Source organism: Streptomyces sp. NPDC043878 (assembly GCF_056435735.1).
The window spans coordinates 278338-292775 of record NZ_JBWKDW010000002.1 but is presented as its reverse complement, the minus strand read 5'-3'; the positions used below and the strand labels follow the sequence as shown (position 1 = coordinate 292775).

The window sequence follows — 14438 nt, the reverse complement described above, 5'->3', positions numbered from 1 at the left end:
CACCGTGCGGATGTACCCGGAGCCGACGGGCGAGGTGCGCATGAGTCTGTCACTGCGCTTCGCCGCCGGATCGCACAAGGGCATGATCCGGGAGGGCAACGAGGACTCCGGATACGCCGGTCCGCGTCTGCTCGCCATCGCCGACGGCATGGGCGGCGCCGCGGCCGGCGAGGTCGCCTCCTCCGAGGCCATCTCGACGATCGTCGCCCTCGACGACGACGTTCCCGGCTCCGACGTCCTCACCTCGCTCGGCACCGCCGTCCAGCGCGCCAACGACCAACTGCGCTCCATGGTCGAGGACGACCCCCAGCTCGAAGGCATGGGCACCACGCTCACCGCGCTGCTGTGGACCGGCCAGCGCCTGGGCCTCGTACACGTCGGCGACTCGCGCGCCTACCTGCTGCGCGACGGCGTCCTCACCCAGATCACCCAGGACCACACCTGGGTGCAGCGCCTCGTCGACGAGGGCCGCATCACGGAAGAGGAAGCCACCACCCACCCGCAGCGCTCCCTGCTGATGCGCGCGCTGGGCAGCGGCGAGCACGTCGAGCCCGACCTCTCCATCCGCGAGGTCCGCGCCGGCGACCGCTACCTGATCTGCTCCGACGGCCTCTCGGGCGTCGTGTCCCACCAGACCCTGGAGGACACCCTCGCCAGCTACCAGGGCCCCCAGGAGACCGTGCAGGAGCTGATCCAGCTCGCGCTGCGCGGCGGCGGCCCCGACAACATCACGGTGATCGTCGCCGACGTCCTGGACCTCGACACCGGGGACACCCTCGCCGGGCAGCTGTCCGACACCCCGGTCGTCGTCGGCGCCGTCGCCGAGAACCAGCAGCACCCCGGCCACGACAACGGCATCATGCAGACGCCCGCCGGCCGCGCCTCCGGCCTCGGCCGCCAGGTGCCCGGACAGGGCGGCGCGGGCGGGTTCGGCCCGCCCGGCTCAGGCGACACCACCGGTTACATCCAGACCGGCGGCTTCGACGACTACACCGACGACGACTTCGTCAAGCCCCGCAAGGGCCGCAGGTGGCTGAAGAGATCCTTCTACACCGTCCTCGCCCTCGCCGTCGTCGGCGGCGGCCTCTACGGCGGCTACCGCTGGACGCAGACGCAGTACTACGTCGGCGCCCACGGCGAACACGTCGCGCTGTACCGGGGCATCAGCCAGGACCTCGCCTGGGTGTCGTTGTCGAAGGTGGAGAAGGACCACCCCGAGATCGAACTCAAGTACCTGCCGCCTTACCAGCAGAAGCAGGTCAAGGCGACGATCGCGGAGGGCGGCCTGCCGGACGCCCGGTCGAAGATCTCCGAGCTCGCGGTGCAGGCCTCCGCCTGCCAGAAGCAGGCCGAGCGCGCCGGCGCCGCGAACAGCTCGAAGACCAGCACGGGCAAGACCGCTGGCACCACGGGAACCACCAGTACCTCCCTCACGTCCAAGGCGTCGCCGAGCCCGAACGCGTCGGGAACGGCCTCACCGTCCCCGACCACGACCGCGCCCACCCCCAGCCCCGGCCCCAGCCTCTCCGACCAGGAGCAGAAGGTCGTCTCGCTGTGCGACAAGCAGTAGCCAAGCCGTGAGAGGCCCTGTCACACGATGAGCAGTACTACCAACACACCGACGCACCACACGTCCACCATCGGCTCCATCGGTACCCCGAGCCGGCGCAACACCGAGCTCGCGCTCCTGGTGTTCGCGGTGGTCATCCCGGTCTTCGCGTACGCCAACGTGGGACTGGCCATCAACGACAAGGTCCCCGCCGGCCTGCTCAGCTACGGCCTGGGCCTCGGCCTGCTGGCCGGCATCGGCCATCTCGTCGTACGGAAGTTCGCGCCGTACGCGGACCCGCTGCTGCTGCCGCTGGCGACGCTGCTGAACGGACTCGGTCTGGTCATCATCTGGCGCCTGGACCAGTCCAAACTGCTCCAGTCGATCGGCCAGGCAGGTCACGCGGCCTCACGGCAGCTGCTGTACACGGCCCTGGGCATCGCGCTCTTCGCCGTCGTGCTGATCTTCCTCAAGGACCACCGCGCCCTGCAGCGCTACACCTACATCTCGATGGTCGGCGCGCTCGTCCTGCTCCTGCTGCCGCTGGTGCCGGGCCTCGGCAAGAACCTCTACGGCGCCAAGATCTGGATCTCGGTCGCCGGCTTCTCCATCCAGCCCGGCGAGTTCGCGAAGATCGTCCTGGCGATCTTCTTCGCCGGCTACCTGATGGTGAAGCGGGACGCCCTCGCGCTCGCCAGCCGCCGCTTCATGGGTCTCTACCTGCCGCGCGGCCGCGACCTCGGACCCATCCTGGTCGTCTGGTTCGTCTCGATCCTGATCCTGGTCTTCGAGACGGACCTCGGTACGTCGCTGCTGTTCTTCGGGATGTTCGTCATCATGCTGTACGTCGCCACCGAGCGGACCAGCTGGATCGTCTTCGGTCTGCTGATGTCCTCGGCCGGCGCCGTCGGCGTGGCCAGCTTCGAGTCGCACGTCCAGCAGCGCGTCCAGGCCTGGCTCGACCCGATGAAGGAGTACACGCTCAGCCGCACCCCGGGCGCCACCGGAATCCACTCCGAGCAGGCCATGCAGGCCCTGTGGGCCTTCGGCTCCGGCGGCACCCTCGGCACCGGACTGGGCCAGGGCCACTCCGAACTCATCCGCTTCGCCGCCAACTCCGACTTCATCCTCGCCACCTTCGGCGAGGAACTCGGCCTCGCCGGGGTCATGGCGATCCTGATGCTCTACGCCCTGATCGTGGAGCGCGGCGTACGCACCGCCCTCGCCGCCCGCGACCCCTTCGGCAAGCTGCTGGCCATCGGCCTGTCCGGCGCCTTCGCCCTCCAGGTGTTCGTCGTCGCCGGCGGCGTCATGGGCCTGATCCCGCTGACCGGTATGACGATGCCGTTCCTGGCCTCCGGCGGCTCCGCCGTCATCGCCAACTGGGCCCTCATCGGCATCCTGCTGCGCATCAGCGACACCGCGCGCCGCCCGGCGCCGACCCCCGCCCCCAGCCCCGACGCCGAGATGACCCAGGTGGTCCGCCCGTCATGAACAAGCCCCTGCGCCGGATCGCGATCTTCTGCGCTCTGCTCGTCCTCACACTGCTGCTGCGCGACAACTGGCTCCAGTACGTCAAGGCCGACGAACTGCGCACGGACACCAACAACCGCCGGGTGGCGATCGAGCAGTACGCCACCCCGCGCGGCGACATCATCGTCGACGGCAAGTCCATCACCGGCTCCAAGAAGACCTCCAGCGGCGACTTCGAGTACAAGCGCACCTACAAGGACGGCGCCATGTGGGCGCCCGTCACCGGGTTCGCCTCGCAGGCGTACGGCACCAACCAGATCGAGAACATCGAGGACGGCATCCTCACCGGCACCGACGACCGGCTGTTCTTCCGCAACACCCTCGACATGATCACGGGCAAGCCGAAGGAGGGCGGCAACGTCGTCACCACCCTCAACGCCGCCGCCCAGAAGGCCGCCTACGACGGCCTCTCCAAGCGCGGCAAGGGCGCCGTCGCCGCCATCGACCCGTCCACCGGCGCGATCCTGGCCCTCGCCTCCTACCCGTCGTACGACCCCTCCACTATCGCCGGGTCCAACGACGGGGATGCCTGGAACAAGCTCCTCAAGAAGAACAACCCCAACGACCCGATGCTCAACCGGGCGCTGCGCGAGACCTACCCGCCCGGCTCCACCTTCAAGGTGGTCACCGCCGCCGCGGCCCTGGAGAACGGCCTGTACACCTCGGCCGACCAGAACACGAAGTCGCCGCTGCCCTGGACCATGCCCGGCACCACGACCCCGCTGAAGAACGAGGGGAACATCCCCTGCAAGAACGCGACGCTGCGGATCGCCCTGCGCTACTCCTGCAACAGCGTCTTCGGCAAGGTCGGCTCGGACCTCGGCAACGACAAGATGCTCGCGGAGGCCAAGAAGTTCGGCTTCGACTCCGAGCAGTTCACGCCGGTCCGCTCCAACGCGTCGGTCTTCTCCGACAACATGAACCCGTCGCAGACCGCGCTGTCCTCGATCGGCCAGTACAACACCGCCGCGACCCCGCTGCAGATGGCCATGGTCGCCTCCGCGGTCGCCAACGACGGCAAGCTGATGAAGCCCTACATGGTCGACAAGCTCCAGGCGCCCAACCTCGACACCCTGGAACAGACCGACCCCCAGGAACTCAGCCGCCCCCTGTCCTCCAAGAACGCCCAGATCCTGCAGTCGATGATGGAGACGGTCGTCAAGGAGGGCACCGGTACCGCCGCGCAGATCGACGGCGTCACCGTGGGCGGCAAGACGGGTACCGCCCAGCACGGCGTGGACAACAGCGAGAAGCCGTACGCCTGGTTCCTCTCCTACGCCAAGCTCAGCGACAACAGCTCGCCGGTCGCCGTGGCGGTGGTCGTCGAGGACGACAACGCCAACCGTGACGACATCTCCGGCGGCGGTCTCGCGGCCCCCATCGCGAAGAGCGTGATGGAGGCGGTCATCAACAGCAAGCAGTGACCCCGATCACGTCCCCCTCACATCGGTGCACGTTGCGATACCGGTCCTGTATCGGGTGACGGGCTTGGCCAGGTCACACAGTGCGATCCGGGTACGGTATGCCCGGACGGCAGCCTCCGGCCGCACACACGTGCAGGCCGGGACCGACGGAGAGGGCTGGTAGGGAACTATGGAAGAGCCGCGTCGCCTCGGCGGCCGGTACGAACTGGGCCATGTGCTCGGCCGCGGTGGCATGGCGGAGGTCTACCTCGCCCATGACACCCGCCTCGGCCGTACCGTGGCGGTGAAGACGCTGCGCGCGGACCTCGCGCGCGACCCGTCCTTCCAGGCCCGGTTCCGCCGGGAGGCCCAGTCGGCCGCCTCGCTCAACCATCCCGCGATCGTCGCGGTCTACGACACGGGCGAGGACTACATCGACGGGGTCTCGATCCCGTACATCGTCATGGAGTACGTCGACGGCTCCACGCTCCGTGAGCTCCTCCACAGCGGCCGCAAGCTGCTGCCGGAGCGGACCCTGGAGATGACCATCGGCATCCTCCAGGCCCTGGAGTACTCCCACAGAGCGGGCATCGTCCACCGCGACATCAAACCGGCGAACGTCATGCTGACGCGCAACGGCCAGGTCAAGGTCATGGACTTCGGCATCGCCCGCGCCATGGGCGACTCCGGCATGACGATGACGCAGACGTCCGCGGTGATCGGCACCGCCCAGTACCTCTCCCCGGAGCAGGCCAAGGGCGAACAGGTCGACGCCCGTTCCGACCTCTACTCGACGGGCTGCCTGCTCTACGAACTCCTCACGGTCCGACCGCCGTTCGTCGGGGACTCCCCGGTCGCGGTCGCCTACCAGCACGTCCGCGAGGAACCGCAGCCGCCGAGCGTCTTCGACGCCGAGATCACGCCCGAGATGGACGCGATCGTCCTCAAGGCCCTCACCAAGGACCCCGACTACCGCTACCAGTCGGCCGACGAGATGCGCATCGACATCGAGGCCTGCCTCGACGGCCAGCCCGTCGCGGCCACCGCCGCCATGGGATCCGTGGGCTACGGCGGCTACCCGGACGACCAGGCGACGACGGCCCTGCGCTCCACGGACGCCGGCGCCACGTCGATGCTGCCGCCCATGAACCCCGACGACGGCGGTTACGGCTACGACGACCGCCCCGACCGGCGCCGCCAGAAGAAGTCGAACACCTCGACCATCCTGCTGGTCGTGGCCGGCGTCCTGGTGCTCGTCGGCGCGATCCTCATCGGCAAGTGGATCTTCGGCGGCGACGGGGTGAGCAACAGCACCGTCGCGGTGCCCCCTCTCGTGGGCCAGAGCAGGGCCGACGCCACGAAGCTGCTGACCAACAGCGACCTCAAGGTCGGCACGATCTCCCAGAAGCCCTGCGAGGCCCAGAGCAAGGGCAAGGTCTGCTCGTCGGACCCGGCCGAGGGCACCAAGGTCGACAAGAACACGAGTGTCAACCTGGTCGTCTCCACCGGGGCGCCGAAGGTCACCGTGCCGAGCGTGATCGGCCTGAAGCTGGACGAGGCCACCTCGCAACTCGAGGGCGACGACTACCAGTTCCAGGTCAAGACGGTGACGCGGGAGTCCACGGACGACCCGAACACCGTGCTGGACCAGAACCCGATCAAGGGCAAGGAGGTGGAGAAGGGATCGACGATCACCCTCACCATCGCCAAGGCCGCTGAGAAGGCCACCGTCCCGGACGTCATCGGCCAGTCCTGTGACGCCGCCAAGGCGCAGATGTCGGACAACGACCTCTCCGGCAACTGCACCGAGGTCGAGACCGACGACCAGAACCAGGTCGGCAAGGTCATCGCGACCTCACCGCAGGCGGGCACCCAGGCCGACAAGAACTCGACGGTCACCATCCAGATCGGGAAGGCGAAGCAGCCGCAGAAGGTCGCGGTCCCCAACATCCAGGGGCAGACCCTCAAGGACGCCAAGAACCTGATCCAGCAGGCCGGGCTGAAGGTCGGCAACATCACCGGTTCGAACGACGACAACTCCGTCGTCTTCACCTCCAACCCCGCCCAGGGCACCCAGGTCGACCAGGGCAGCTCCGTCGACCTCGTGACGGTGGGCGGCCAGAACAACGGCAACAACAACGGCGGCAACGACGGCGGCACCAACTTCTTCGGAGGCGTCACCGGCACAGCGTTCCGCCAGGAGGACTGACCTCCCCCGGCGGCACGACGTGACACGCGAGAGCCCGGCCCCTGTCCGCAGGGGCCGGGCTCAGTCGTCGTGCAGCGGGGTTCCGCCGGGCTCTCACCCGGGAGTCCGCTCAGCCCAGTTCCCTCGGCGGTGTCCGGTTGCCGTCCACCTTCTGGACCCGCACCAGCTCACCCCACACCACGTACCGGTACCGGGACGTGAACACCGGCGTGCAGGTCGTCAGGGTGATGTAGTGGCCGGCCTTCTTCCTGCCGGACTCGCGGGGGACCGCGCCGAGGACCCCGACGTTGTACTTCGACGTCTCGGGAAGGATGTCGTAGACCTTGTAGACGTACCACTCGTCCTTCGTCTCGAAGACGATCGGGTCACCCTTGCGGATCTTGTCGATGTCGTGGAACTTCGCCCCGTGGCCGTCGCGGTGGGCGGCGAGGCTGAAGTTGCCCTTCCGGCCGGTGGTCGGCAGCGTCGCTTTCACCGGGTCGGTGTAGTAGCCGGCGACCCCGTTGTTGAGGATCTTCGTCGACGTGCCCTTCTCGACCAGCACCTCGCCGCTGCCCATCGCGGGCACGTGCAGGAACCCGATACCGCTCCGGGTGTTGAGCGCGCCGGGGCCGCGCACCTGCGCCCACGTGTCACGGACCTTGTCGCCCTGCCGGTCCGCCTTGCGGTCCGCGACGACGTTCGTCCACCACAGCGAGTACACGACGAACAGACCCAGCACCAGACCCGCGGTGATGAGCAGTTCACCGAAGACACTGGCCGCCAGGGCGACCCGTCCGGCACCCCGGCGCGGCACTTGCGCGCCGGCCCGCTCGTCCTGCCGCTCGCTCTCGTCGGTGGTCGCTGCCACGTTCATCCGCCCCTACTCGACGAGCGCATCCGGCTTGCCCTTGCTGCGCGGCCGTTCCTCGACCATCTTGCCCCAGACGATCAACCGGTACTTGCTGGTGAACTCCGGCGTACACGTGGTGAGCGTGATGTAACGACCGGGCGCGGTGAAACCGGACCCCTTGGGGATGGGCTCGATCACCGTCGTGTTGCTCGGGGCCGTCACCGGCAGCATCGACGACATCTTGTAGACGAAGTACTCGTCCTGCGTCTCGACGACGATCGCGTCGCCCGCCTTCAGCCTGTTGATGTACCGGAACGGCTCGCCGTGGGTGTTCCGGTGCCCCGCCAGCGAGAAGTTGCCCGTCTTCGCGTCCGGCATCGCCGTCTTCAGCGCGCCCTCGCCGTAGTGACCGACCATGCCCCGGTCCAGCACCTTCTTGTTGCTGACACCCTCGGCGATCGGCACCACCACGTCCAGCTTCGGAATGTGCAGGATGGCGAAGCCCTGCCCCGGCTGGAAGTCGCCCGGAGCGCGCTTGCCGTTCGCCCAGTCGTTCTGGAGACTGCTCGTCTCCTTGTCCGCCTGCGCGTGCGCCCGGACGTTCGTCCACCACAACTGGTAGGTCACGAACAGCAGCATCAGCACCCCGGTGGTGATGAACACCTCGCCTATGGCCCGGCTCGCGACGACCGCCGCGCCGGGCTTCCGCGCCCGCGCCTGGCGCCGCGCCTCCATCCGGGACCTCGGCGCCGCGGCACGCCCCTCCTCCCGCCCGTCGGCGGCGGAGGACGCGGAGGATGCGGCGGACGCGGCGGACGCGGAAGACTCGGACACACCCCCATGGCGCCCACCGCGGCGCTTGGCGGCCCTTCTGCGGGCCGCACGGCCACCCGCTGGGGTTCCTGTGGCAGGCGAGACCGGCGAGGCGCCAGACACGGATCTGGAGCCACCGGCCAGGGGCCGCGGTTCCGGAATCCGCAGCGCCACGGTCTCCTCGTCGATCGGCGGTTCGTACGGCACCCCGCCGTACGCGTCACCGCCGTAGGCCCCGTACGACGCGTCACCGCCGTACGCGTCCTCGCGCTCGGGGCGCAACGCGGTCACGCCGAGGCCCTGCCCACCACCGGGGCAAGCCCCGCCGACCTCGCCACCGCACCCTGGTCACCGCACTCCAGCAACCAGTTGGCCAGCATCCGGTGCCCGTGCTCGGTCAGCACCGACTCGGGATGGAACTGCACACCCTCCACCGGCAGTTCACGGTGACGCAGCCCCATGATGATGCCGTCGTGCGTCCGCGCCGTGACCTCCAGCTCGGCCGGCACCGTGCCCGGCTCCGCCGCGAGCGAGTGATAGCGGGTCGCCGTGAAAGGCGACGGCAGACCGGCGAAGACACCCCGGCCCGCGTGCTCCACCGGCGACGTCTTGCCGTGCAGCAGCTCCGGCGCCCGGTTCACCACGCCGCCGTACGCCACCTGCATCGACTGCATGCCCAGGCACACCCCGAACACGGGCACCCCGGTCGACGCGCAGTGCCGCACCATCTCGACGCACACCCCGGCCTCCTCCGGCGTGCCCGGCCCCGGCGACAGCAGCACACCGTCGAAACCGTCCTGCGCATGCGCCGTCGACACCTCGTCGTTGCGCAGCACCTCACACTCGGCGCCCAGCTGGTACAGGTACTGGACCAGGTTGAAGACGAAGCTGTCGTAGTTGTCCACGACGAGAATCCGCGCACTCACTGGTTGTCCACCGTCACATCGTTGAAGGGAAGCAGCGGTTCGGCCCACGGAAAGACGTACTGGAACAAGGCGTAGACCACGGCCAGCACCAACATCAGGGAGAGGAACGCCTTCACCCACGCGTTCCCCGGCAGATGCCGCCAGATCCAGCCGTACATGCCGTCCCTTCCGTCGTACCACGGCACCAGACTCACGCCGTACCGCACCAGACTAACGGCGCAGAGCCCTTGGTTTCCCGGCCTCCACAGGCTGTGTGGAGTCCAGGTGCGCCCACACGATCAGCCGGTGACTGTGCCCCCACTCCGGATCGCACGTGGTCAGCGTCAGATACCGGCCCGGACGCGTATACCCCGACTTACGTGGCACAGCGTCGATCACCTCGACGTCCGTCGGAACGGTTTTGTACGGCCCTTTGTCGATCCGGTAGGTGAACCACGTCGACCCGTCCGTCAGCACCACCGCGTCCCCCCGCCGCAGCCTGGGAAAATCCTTGAACGGATCGCCGTACGTACGCCGGTGACCGGCCACCGAGAAATTGCCCCGCTGCCCCAGCCGCGCTGTCCGCGCGTAGTGGCCCAGCCCGTTCTTCAGCACCCCCGTACCGGTGCCCTCCAGCACCGGCTTGTTCCACGTGAAACCAAGGCGTGGGATGTACATGATCGCGAAAGGCTTCCCGTACGAGTACGAGGCGGGCGCCCGCGGAGCGACAGCGGCACCCGGTCCACCGCTCCCGGCGGACGCGGACGCGGCCGGCCGGACACTGCTCCTGGCCCACTGGTCCTGGAGGACGTCGATCTGGTGGTCCATCGCCCCGTCGGCCCGCACCCCGGTCCAGAAGAGCACGTACACCACGAACAGCACGATCAGGCTGCCGACGGTGATGCACAGTTCGCTGACGGTCCTGACCACCACGCGCACCGGCAGCTCCCCAGCGGGCTCGTACGACCTACTCGACGGGTTTGGCGTACTGCAGATCCACTGTGCCCGAGTAGCCGGGAAGAGTCACCGCCCCGTCCTCCTCGACTTTCCAGCCGAGCCCGTAGACGTTGACGTACACCATGTAGTTCTGGATCGCCGGCGCCTCCGCCAGCGCCTTCTGCAGCTTGTCGGGATCACCGACCGCCGTGATCTTGTACGGCGGCGAGTAGACCCGCCCCTGGAGGATCAGGGTGTTGCCCACGCAGCGCACGGCACTCGTCGAGATCAGCCGCTGGTCCATCACCCTGATCCCCTGGGCGCCCCCCTGCCACAGGGCGTTCACCACCGCCTGGAGGTCCTGCTGATGGATCACCAGGTAGTCCGGCTGCGGCTCGGGATACCCCGGGAGCTTCGCGGTGGCGTCCGGCGGAGCGTCGTTCAGCGTGACCGAGACGGCGTCACCCCTGAGCTTCTGCGTGCCCGCGTTCTTCTCCAGGGCGGCGAGCTTGGCGTCCTCGGCCTTGGTGCTGCCGTCGTCCCGCTCCGCCAGGGACTCGATGTCGCCCCGGAGCGACGCGTTGGAGTCGCCGAGCTGACCGTTCTTGCGGCTGCGCTCCTGGATGAGGTCGGAAAGCTTCAGCAGGGACGTGTCCGTGCGGATGTTGGTGCCCTTGGCCGTGTTGAAGCTGGTGAAGAAAATGAGTCCCGCGAGCGCGAAGACGCCCACCGTGAGGACCCGAACCGGCCGGAAACGGCGCACACGGGCAGGGCTGGCCTCCGTCCCCGGAGAGTCGGCAGAATTGCTCAACGTACCCTTATCTCCTTCGGCGGCGCGGAAGCACTACGCTAACGGACGCCCGGGGGAGCACTCAGTGTCCCCTTGTACGCTGCCCCGGAGCCCACGCCAGTTCCCTGCGCGGCCACGCAGCGCATCGACAGGAGAGACCCTCGTGCCGAAGTCACGTATCCGCAAGAAGGCCGACTACACGCCGCCGCCTGCCAAGCAGGCGACCGCGATCAAGCTGAACAGCCGCGCATGGGTCGCGCCCGTGATGCTGGCCCTGTTCCTTCTCGGACTGGCCTGGATCGTCGTTTTCTATGTGACCGACGGTTCGCTGCCCATCGACAAGCTGGACAACTGGAACATCGTCGTGGGCTTCGGCTTCATCGCCGCCGGATTCGGTGTCTCGACGCAGTGGAAGTAAGGGCCACGAGGTGGTGAACACACCTCTGCCCACGGCTATCCACTGAGTTATCCACAGGCCTTGTCCACACTGTCCACACGGTGGGGAAAAAGAACGACGATCTGTGGATAACCTCTCGGGTGTTGACGCCGGTGTGACTGACTGACTGGCAAGCAAGAGCTTGTTCGCCCCCTGCCTGACCTGCGGAAACACGGGCCGGCGACAGGGGGCACAGCTGTTCCCGCACACTATGCACAAGATCCGCCACACGCTGTGGAAAACGCCTGCTCAGGTCAGCTGTGCGGTGCGCAGAAGCGTCATGCCCGCGATCACGACGAGAACCAGGGCGCAGGTGCCGTACTGGATCAGCGCACGTCGCTCGCGGGGGGCGTGGACCATGGCGTAGCCGGTCACGACGCCCGCGACGAGGCCGCCGATGTGGGCCTGCCAGGCGATGTTGCTCCAGCCGAAAGTGATGACGAGGTTGATCACGAGCAGGGCGATGATCGGCCGCATGTCGTGGTTGAGGCGGCGCATGAGGACGGCGGTGGCACCGAAGAGGCCGAAGATCGCTCCGGAGGCGCCGAGCGAGGCGCTGGTCGGGGAGGCCAGCAGGTAGGTCAGGGCGCTGCCCGCGAGGCCCGAGACGAGGTAGAGGGTGAGGTAGCGGGCTCGGCCGAGGGCGGCTTCGAGGGGGCCGCCGAGCCACCAGAGGCTGAGCATGTTGAAGCCGATGTGCCAGACGGCCTGGTGGGTGAACATCGAGGTCACCATGCGGTACCACTCACCCTCGGCGACGCCCTGGTGGGGGGTGAAGGGCGCCGGCGGCCAGGAGCCGATGAGGACCAGGTCGTTCAGGAGCGAGGACCGGATGTGGACGGCGACGAAGACCGCGACGTTGATGCCGAGGAGGATCTTGGTGACGAGTCGGGGGTCGGCGGTGACGGTGCCGCCGGCGATGGTGCGGGGCCGGGCGGCCGTGGGGGCGGGGCCGGTGCCGGAGGTGCCGCGGACGCAGTCTGGGCACTGGAAGCCGACCGAGGCGCTGACCATGCACTCGGGGCAGACCGGGCGGTCGCAGCGGGTGCAGCGGATGCCGGTCGCGCGGTCGGGGTGGCGGTAGCAGCCGGGCGTGTTCTGCGCCGGCTGGGCGCTGTGGTCCTCGGGGCCCTGCGGGCTGCCTGGCGCCTGGTCCATGAGATCCCCTCAGTCGTCGTACACACGTGCATCGCCCCGCCCATCCTTACGGACGAGCGGGGCGAATGGTTCCCTTCGGGCGCGGGCCGGGGTTTCGGCCGGGGAACCGGGGTGTCTAGCGGGTCTCGATGACCACCGACTCGATGACGACGTCCTGGACGGGACGCTCGTTGGGGCGGCTGGTGGGGAGGGTCGCGATGGTGTCCACGACCTTCTGGCTGGCGGGGTCGGTGACCTCGCCGAAGATGGTGTGCTTGCGGTTCAGCCAGGCCGTCGGGGAGACGGTGACGAAGAACTGCGAGCCGTTGGTGCCCGGGCCGGCGTTGGCCATGGCGAGCAGGTAGGGCTTGTTGAAGGAGAGGTCGGGGTGGAACTCGTCCTCGAACTCGTAGCCGGGGCCGCCGATGCCGGTGCCGAGGGGGTCGCCGCCCTGGATCATGAAGCCGCTGATGACGCGGTGGAAGACCGTGCCGTCGTAGAGCCTGTCGGTGGACTTCCGGCCGGTGGCCGGGTGGGTCCACTCGCGCTCGCCCTGGGCGAGTTCGACGAAGTTCTTGACCGTCTTGGGGGCGTGGTTCGGCAGGAGCCGGACTTCGATGTCGCCGTGGTTCGTCTTCAGGGTGGCGTAGAGCTGCTCGGCCACGATCTGCCTTCCGTTGTGCTTCTGTGCCCCACCGATCCTTACACGGTTCGGGTGGGCGTCGCCCGGCGACAAGTGGTGCGGCGGGGGTGTCGGGGGCGGGTGGGCGTCATAAATCCGGCCGACTGGTGTCGGGGCGGGGGCGCGGCGCGAGGATCCGTGGCATTGTCGACGACAAGCTCCCGTTGCCCCGTATTCATCCGCTATTCCACATGATCGATTCTCAGGCGGTCGGTGATCGAAGGTGGGTTCGGCATCCTCTTGGGTGACCCGGATGCCCGCCCTGCATGCCCGGGGGGCCACCGACAGGCATGATCCGTAGAAGCGTGGAAAGTCGAAATACCATACGCCACCGAGGAGGAGGAACCCGTGACCCGCATTGAAAGCGTGCGCGCCGCGACCGGCTCGGCGAAGGACAGCGTGCTGCACGCCGCGGAAGTGGTGGCGCCGTACGCCGACACGGCCAAGGACAGGGCCGCGCACTACGCGAACGAGGCTCGCGTACGGCTCGCGCCCAAGGTGTCGCTGGCCGCCGAGCAGGCCCGCGTCCAACTCGACACGCATGTGGTGCCGCGTCTGGAGCAGGCGCGTACGCATGTGCCGCCGAAGGTCGACCAGGCCGCGCACGAAGCCGCCGTTCGAACCCGTAAGGCCGCCCGGCAGGCCGCCGACTATTCCCGGCCGAAGATCGAGCAGGCGGTGGCCGCGGCCGTGCCTGTGAGGGACGAGGCCGCCGCGCGATCCGCCGCGGCTCTGGTCGCCTTGCGTGGGCAGGTCTCACCCAAGGAGATCCAGAAGCTGGTGCGTAAGCACGAGCGGCGGGCCAGGTCCGGCCGCCTCGCGAAGCGGCTGGCGATTCTGGGGATTGTCGCGGGCGGTGCTTTTGCCGCCTGGAAGTGGTGGGACAAGCAGGCCAACCCGGACTGGCTGGTGGAGCCACCGGCCGCGACGGAGGTGCCGGAGTCGAGTCGGCTGACGTCGGTGGACGGCAGCGGCCAGTCGGTCCTGGACCCTGAGGTCCAGGCGAAGCAGGCGGAGGAGGAGTCGGCGGACCGCGACGATCGTCCCTGACGCCGGCGACTTTCGCCAACATGGCTGTGGGGGGGGGGGGGGGGGGGGGGCTGCCCCCCCCCCACCCCCCCCCACAACCCCCCCCGAAGGGAAGATCGTCGCGGGCCCCCGACCCCCCCCCCCCCCGCTTCCCCCTGGGATCCGAGGACAAGAAAGAACGGCC

Annotated in this window: 14 protein-coding genes; 6 read left to right on the top strand and 8 right to left on the bottom strand. The window is 68.6% G+C overall.

Annotated features, from left to right (window positions below; genetic code table 11):
* Positions 1-10 precede the first annotated feature (10 nt).
* The 4 genes from AC07AZ_RS05040 to pknB all read left to right on the top strand — a co-directional run bounded on the left by AC07AZ_RS05040 (position 11) and on the right by pknB (position 6694).
* The gene (locus AC07AZ_RS05040) at positions 11-1570 is read left to right on the top strand and encodes a Stp1/IreP family PP2C-type Ser/Thr phosphatase (protein WP_478844175.1); all 1560 of its coding nucleotides are present in this window, start codon (positions 11-13) and stop codon (positions 1568-1570) included.
* 27 nt (positions 1571-1597) lie between these two features.
* Positions 1598-3043: an FtsW/RodA/SpoVE family cell cycle protein gene (locus tag AC07AZ_RS05035; RefSeq protein WP_478843897.1), complete on the top strand. Its 1446-nt coding sequence runs from the start codon at positions 1598-1600 to the stop codon at positions 3041-3043.
* Entirely contained in the window at positions 3040-4506 is a 1467-nt protein-coding gene (locus AC07AZ_RS05030) for a peptidoglycan D,D-transpeptidase FtsI family protein (protein WP_478843895.1), read from the top strand. The genes AC07AZ_RS05035 and AC07AZ_RS05030 overlap by 4 nt, the downstream gene beginning before the upstream one ends.
* 169 nt (positions 4507-4675) lie before the next feature.
* A complete protein-coding gene (gene pknB / locus AC07AZ_RS05025) occupies positions 4676-6694 on the top strand; it encodes a Stk1 family PASTA domain-containing Ser/Thr kinase (protein ID WP_478843893.1) in 2019 nt (672 codons plus the stop codon).
* A gap of 109 nt (positions 6695-6803) precedes the next feature.
* Here pknB and AC07AZ_RS05020 read toward each other — a convergent pair whose 3' ends face one another.
* The 6 genes from AC07AZ_RS05020 to AC07AZ_RS04995 are packed head-to-tail and all read right to left on the bottom strand — an operon-like array spanning position 6804 to position 10991.
* The gene (locus tag AC07AZ_RS05020) at positions 6804-7544 is read right to left on the bottom strand and encodes a class E sortase (protein WP_478844173.1); all 741 of its coding nucleotides are present in this window, start codon (positions 7542-7544) and stop codon (positions 6804-6806) included.
* Between the two features lie 12 nt (positions 7545-7556).
* Positions 7557-8630, bottom strand: coding sequence for a class E sortase (locus AC07AZ_RS05015; protein WP_478843891.1), 1074 nt, complete (start codon positions 8628-8630; stop codon positions 7557-7559).
* Positions 8627-9265, bottom strand: a complete 639-nt coding sequence (locus AC07AZ_RS05010) for an aminodeoxychorismate/anthranilate synthase component II (RefSeq protein ID WP_478843889.1) — start codon at positions 9263-9265, stop codon at positions 8627-8629. Before AC07AZ_RS05010 ends, AC07AZ_RS05015 begins: the two co-directional genes overlap by 4 nt.
* Positions 9262-9459, bottom strand: a complete 198-nt coding sequence (locus AC07AZ_RS05005; RefSeq protein WP_478844183.1) for a hypothetical protein — start codon at positions 9457-9459, stop codon at positions 9262-9264. The genes AC07AZ_RS05010 and AC07AZ_RS05005 overlap by 4 nt, the downstream gene beginning before the upstream one ends.
* 16 nt (positions 9460-9475) lie before the next feature.
* Positions 9476-10183 carry a class E sortase gene (locus AC07AZ_RS05000; RefSeq protein WP_478843887.1) on the bottom strand — a complete coding sequence of 236 codons (708 nt, stop codon included), beginning with the start codon at positions 10181-10183 and terminating at the stop codon, positions 9476-9478.
* 28 nt (positions 10184-10211) lie between these two features.
* Positions 10212-10991, bottom strand: coding sequence for a DUF881 domain-containing protein (locus tag AC07AZ_RS04995; RefSeq protein ID WP_478843885.1), 780 nt, complete (start codon positions 10989-10991; stop codon positions 10212-10214).
* Positions 10992-11133: 142 nt separating this feature from the next.
* Here AC07AZ_RS04995 and crgA point away from each other — a divergent pair, with 142 nt between their 5' ends.
* Complete coding sequence (crgA, locus tag AC07AZ_RS04990) at positions 11134-11388, top strand: cell division protein CrgA (protein ID WP_478843883.1); 255 nt, start codon at positions 11134-11136, stop codon at positions 11386-11388.
* A 267-nt stretch (positions 11389-11655) separates the two neighbouring features.
* On the opposite strand, the gene AC07AZ_RS04985 is transcribed toward crgA, so the two are convergent.
* Both AC07AZ_RS04985 and AC07AZ_RS04980 read right to left on the bottom strand, forming a co-directional pair.
* Positions 11656-12564, bottom strand: a complete 909-nt coding sequence (locus AC07AZ_RS04985) for a rhomboid family intramembrane serine protease (protein ID WP_478843881.1) — start codon at positions 12562-12564, stop codon at positions 11656-11658.
* 115 nt (positions 12565-12679) lie between these two features.
* Positions 12680-13207 (bottom strand): peptidylprolyl isomerase, encoded by a 528-nt coding sequence (locus AC07AZ_RS04980; protein WP_478843879.1) that lies wholly within the window; start codon positions 13205-13207, stop codon positions 12680-12682.
* Positions 13208-13573: 366 nt separating this feature from the next.
* On the opposite strand from AC07AZ_RS04980, the gene AC07AZ_RS04975 reads away from it, so the two are divergent.
* The gene (locus tag AC07AZ_RS04975; RefSeq protein ID WP_478843877.1) at positions 13574-14275 is read left to right on the top strand and encodes a DUF5324 family protein; all 702 of its coding nucleotides are present in this window, start codon (positions 13574-13576) and stop codon (positions 14273-14275) included.
* Positions 14276-14438: the final 163 nt, after the last annotated feature.

What these genes read in the sequence shown, in the direction of transcription:
- AC07AZ_RS05040 (WP_478844175.1), top strand. Translation starts at nt 11, where the DNA reads ATGTACCCGGAGCCGACGGGCGAGGTGCGCATGAGTCTGTCACTGCGC.
- AC07AZ_RS05035 (WP_478843897.1), top strand. Translation starts at nt 1,598, where the DNA reads ATGAGCAGTACTACCAACACACCGACGCACCACACGTCCACCATCGGC.
- AC07AZ_RS05030 (WP_478843895.1), top strand. Translation starts at nt 3,040, where the DNA reads ATGAACAAGCCCCTGCGCCGGATCGCGATCTTCTGCGCTCTGCTCGTC.
- pknB (WP_478843893.1), top strand. Translation starts at nt 4,676, where the DNA reads ATGGAAGAGCCGCGTCGCCTCGGCGGCCGGTACGAACTGGGCCATGTG.
- AC07AZ_RS04985 (WP_478843881.1), bottom strand. Translation starts at nt 12,564, where the DNA reads ATGGACCAGGCGCCAGGCAGCCCGCAGGGCCCCGAGGACCACAGCGCC.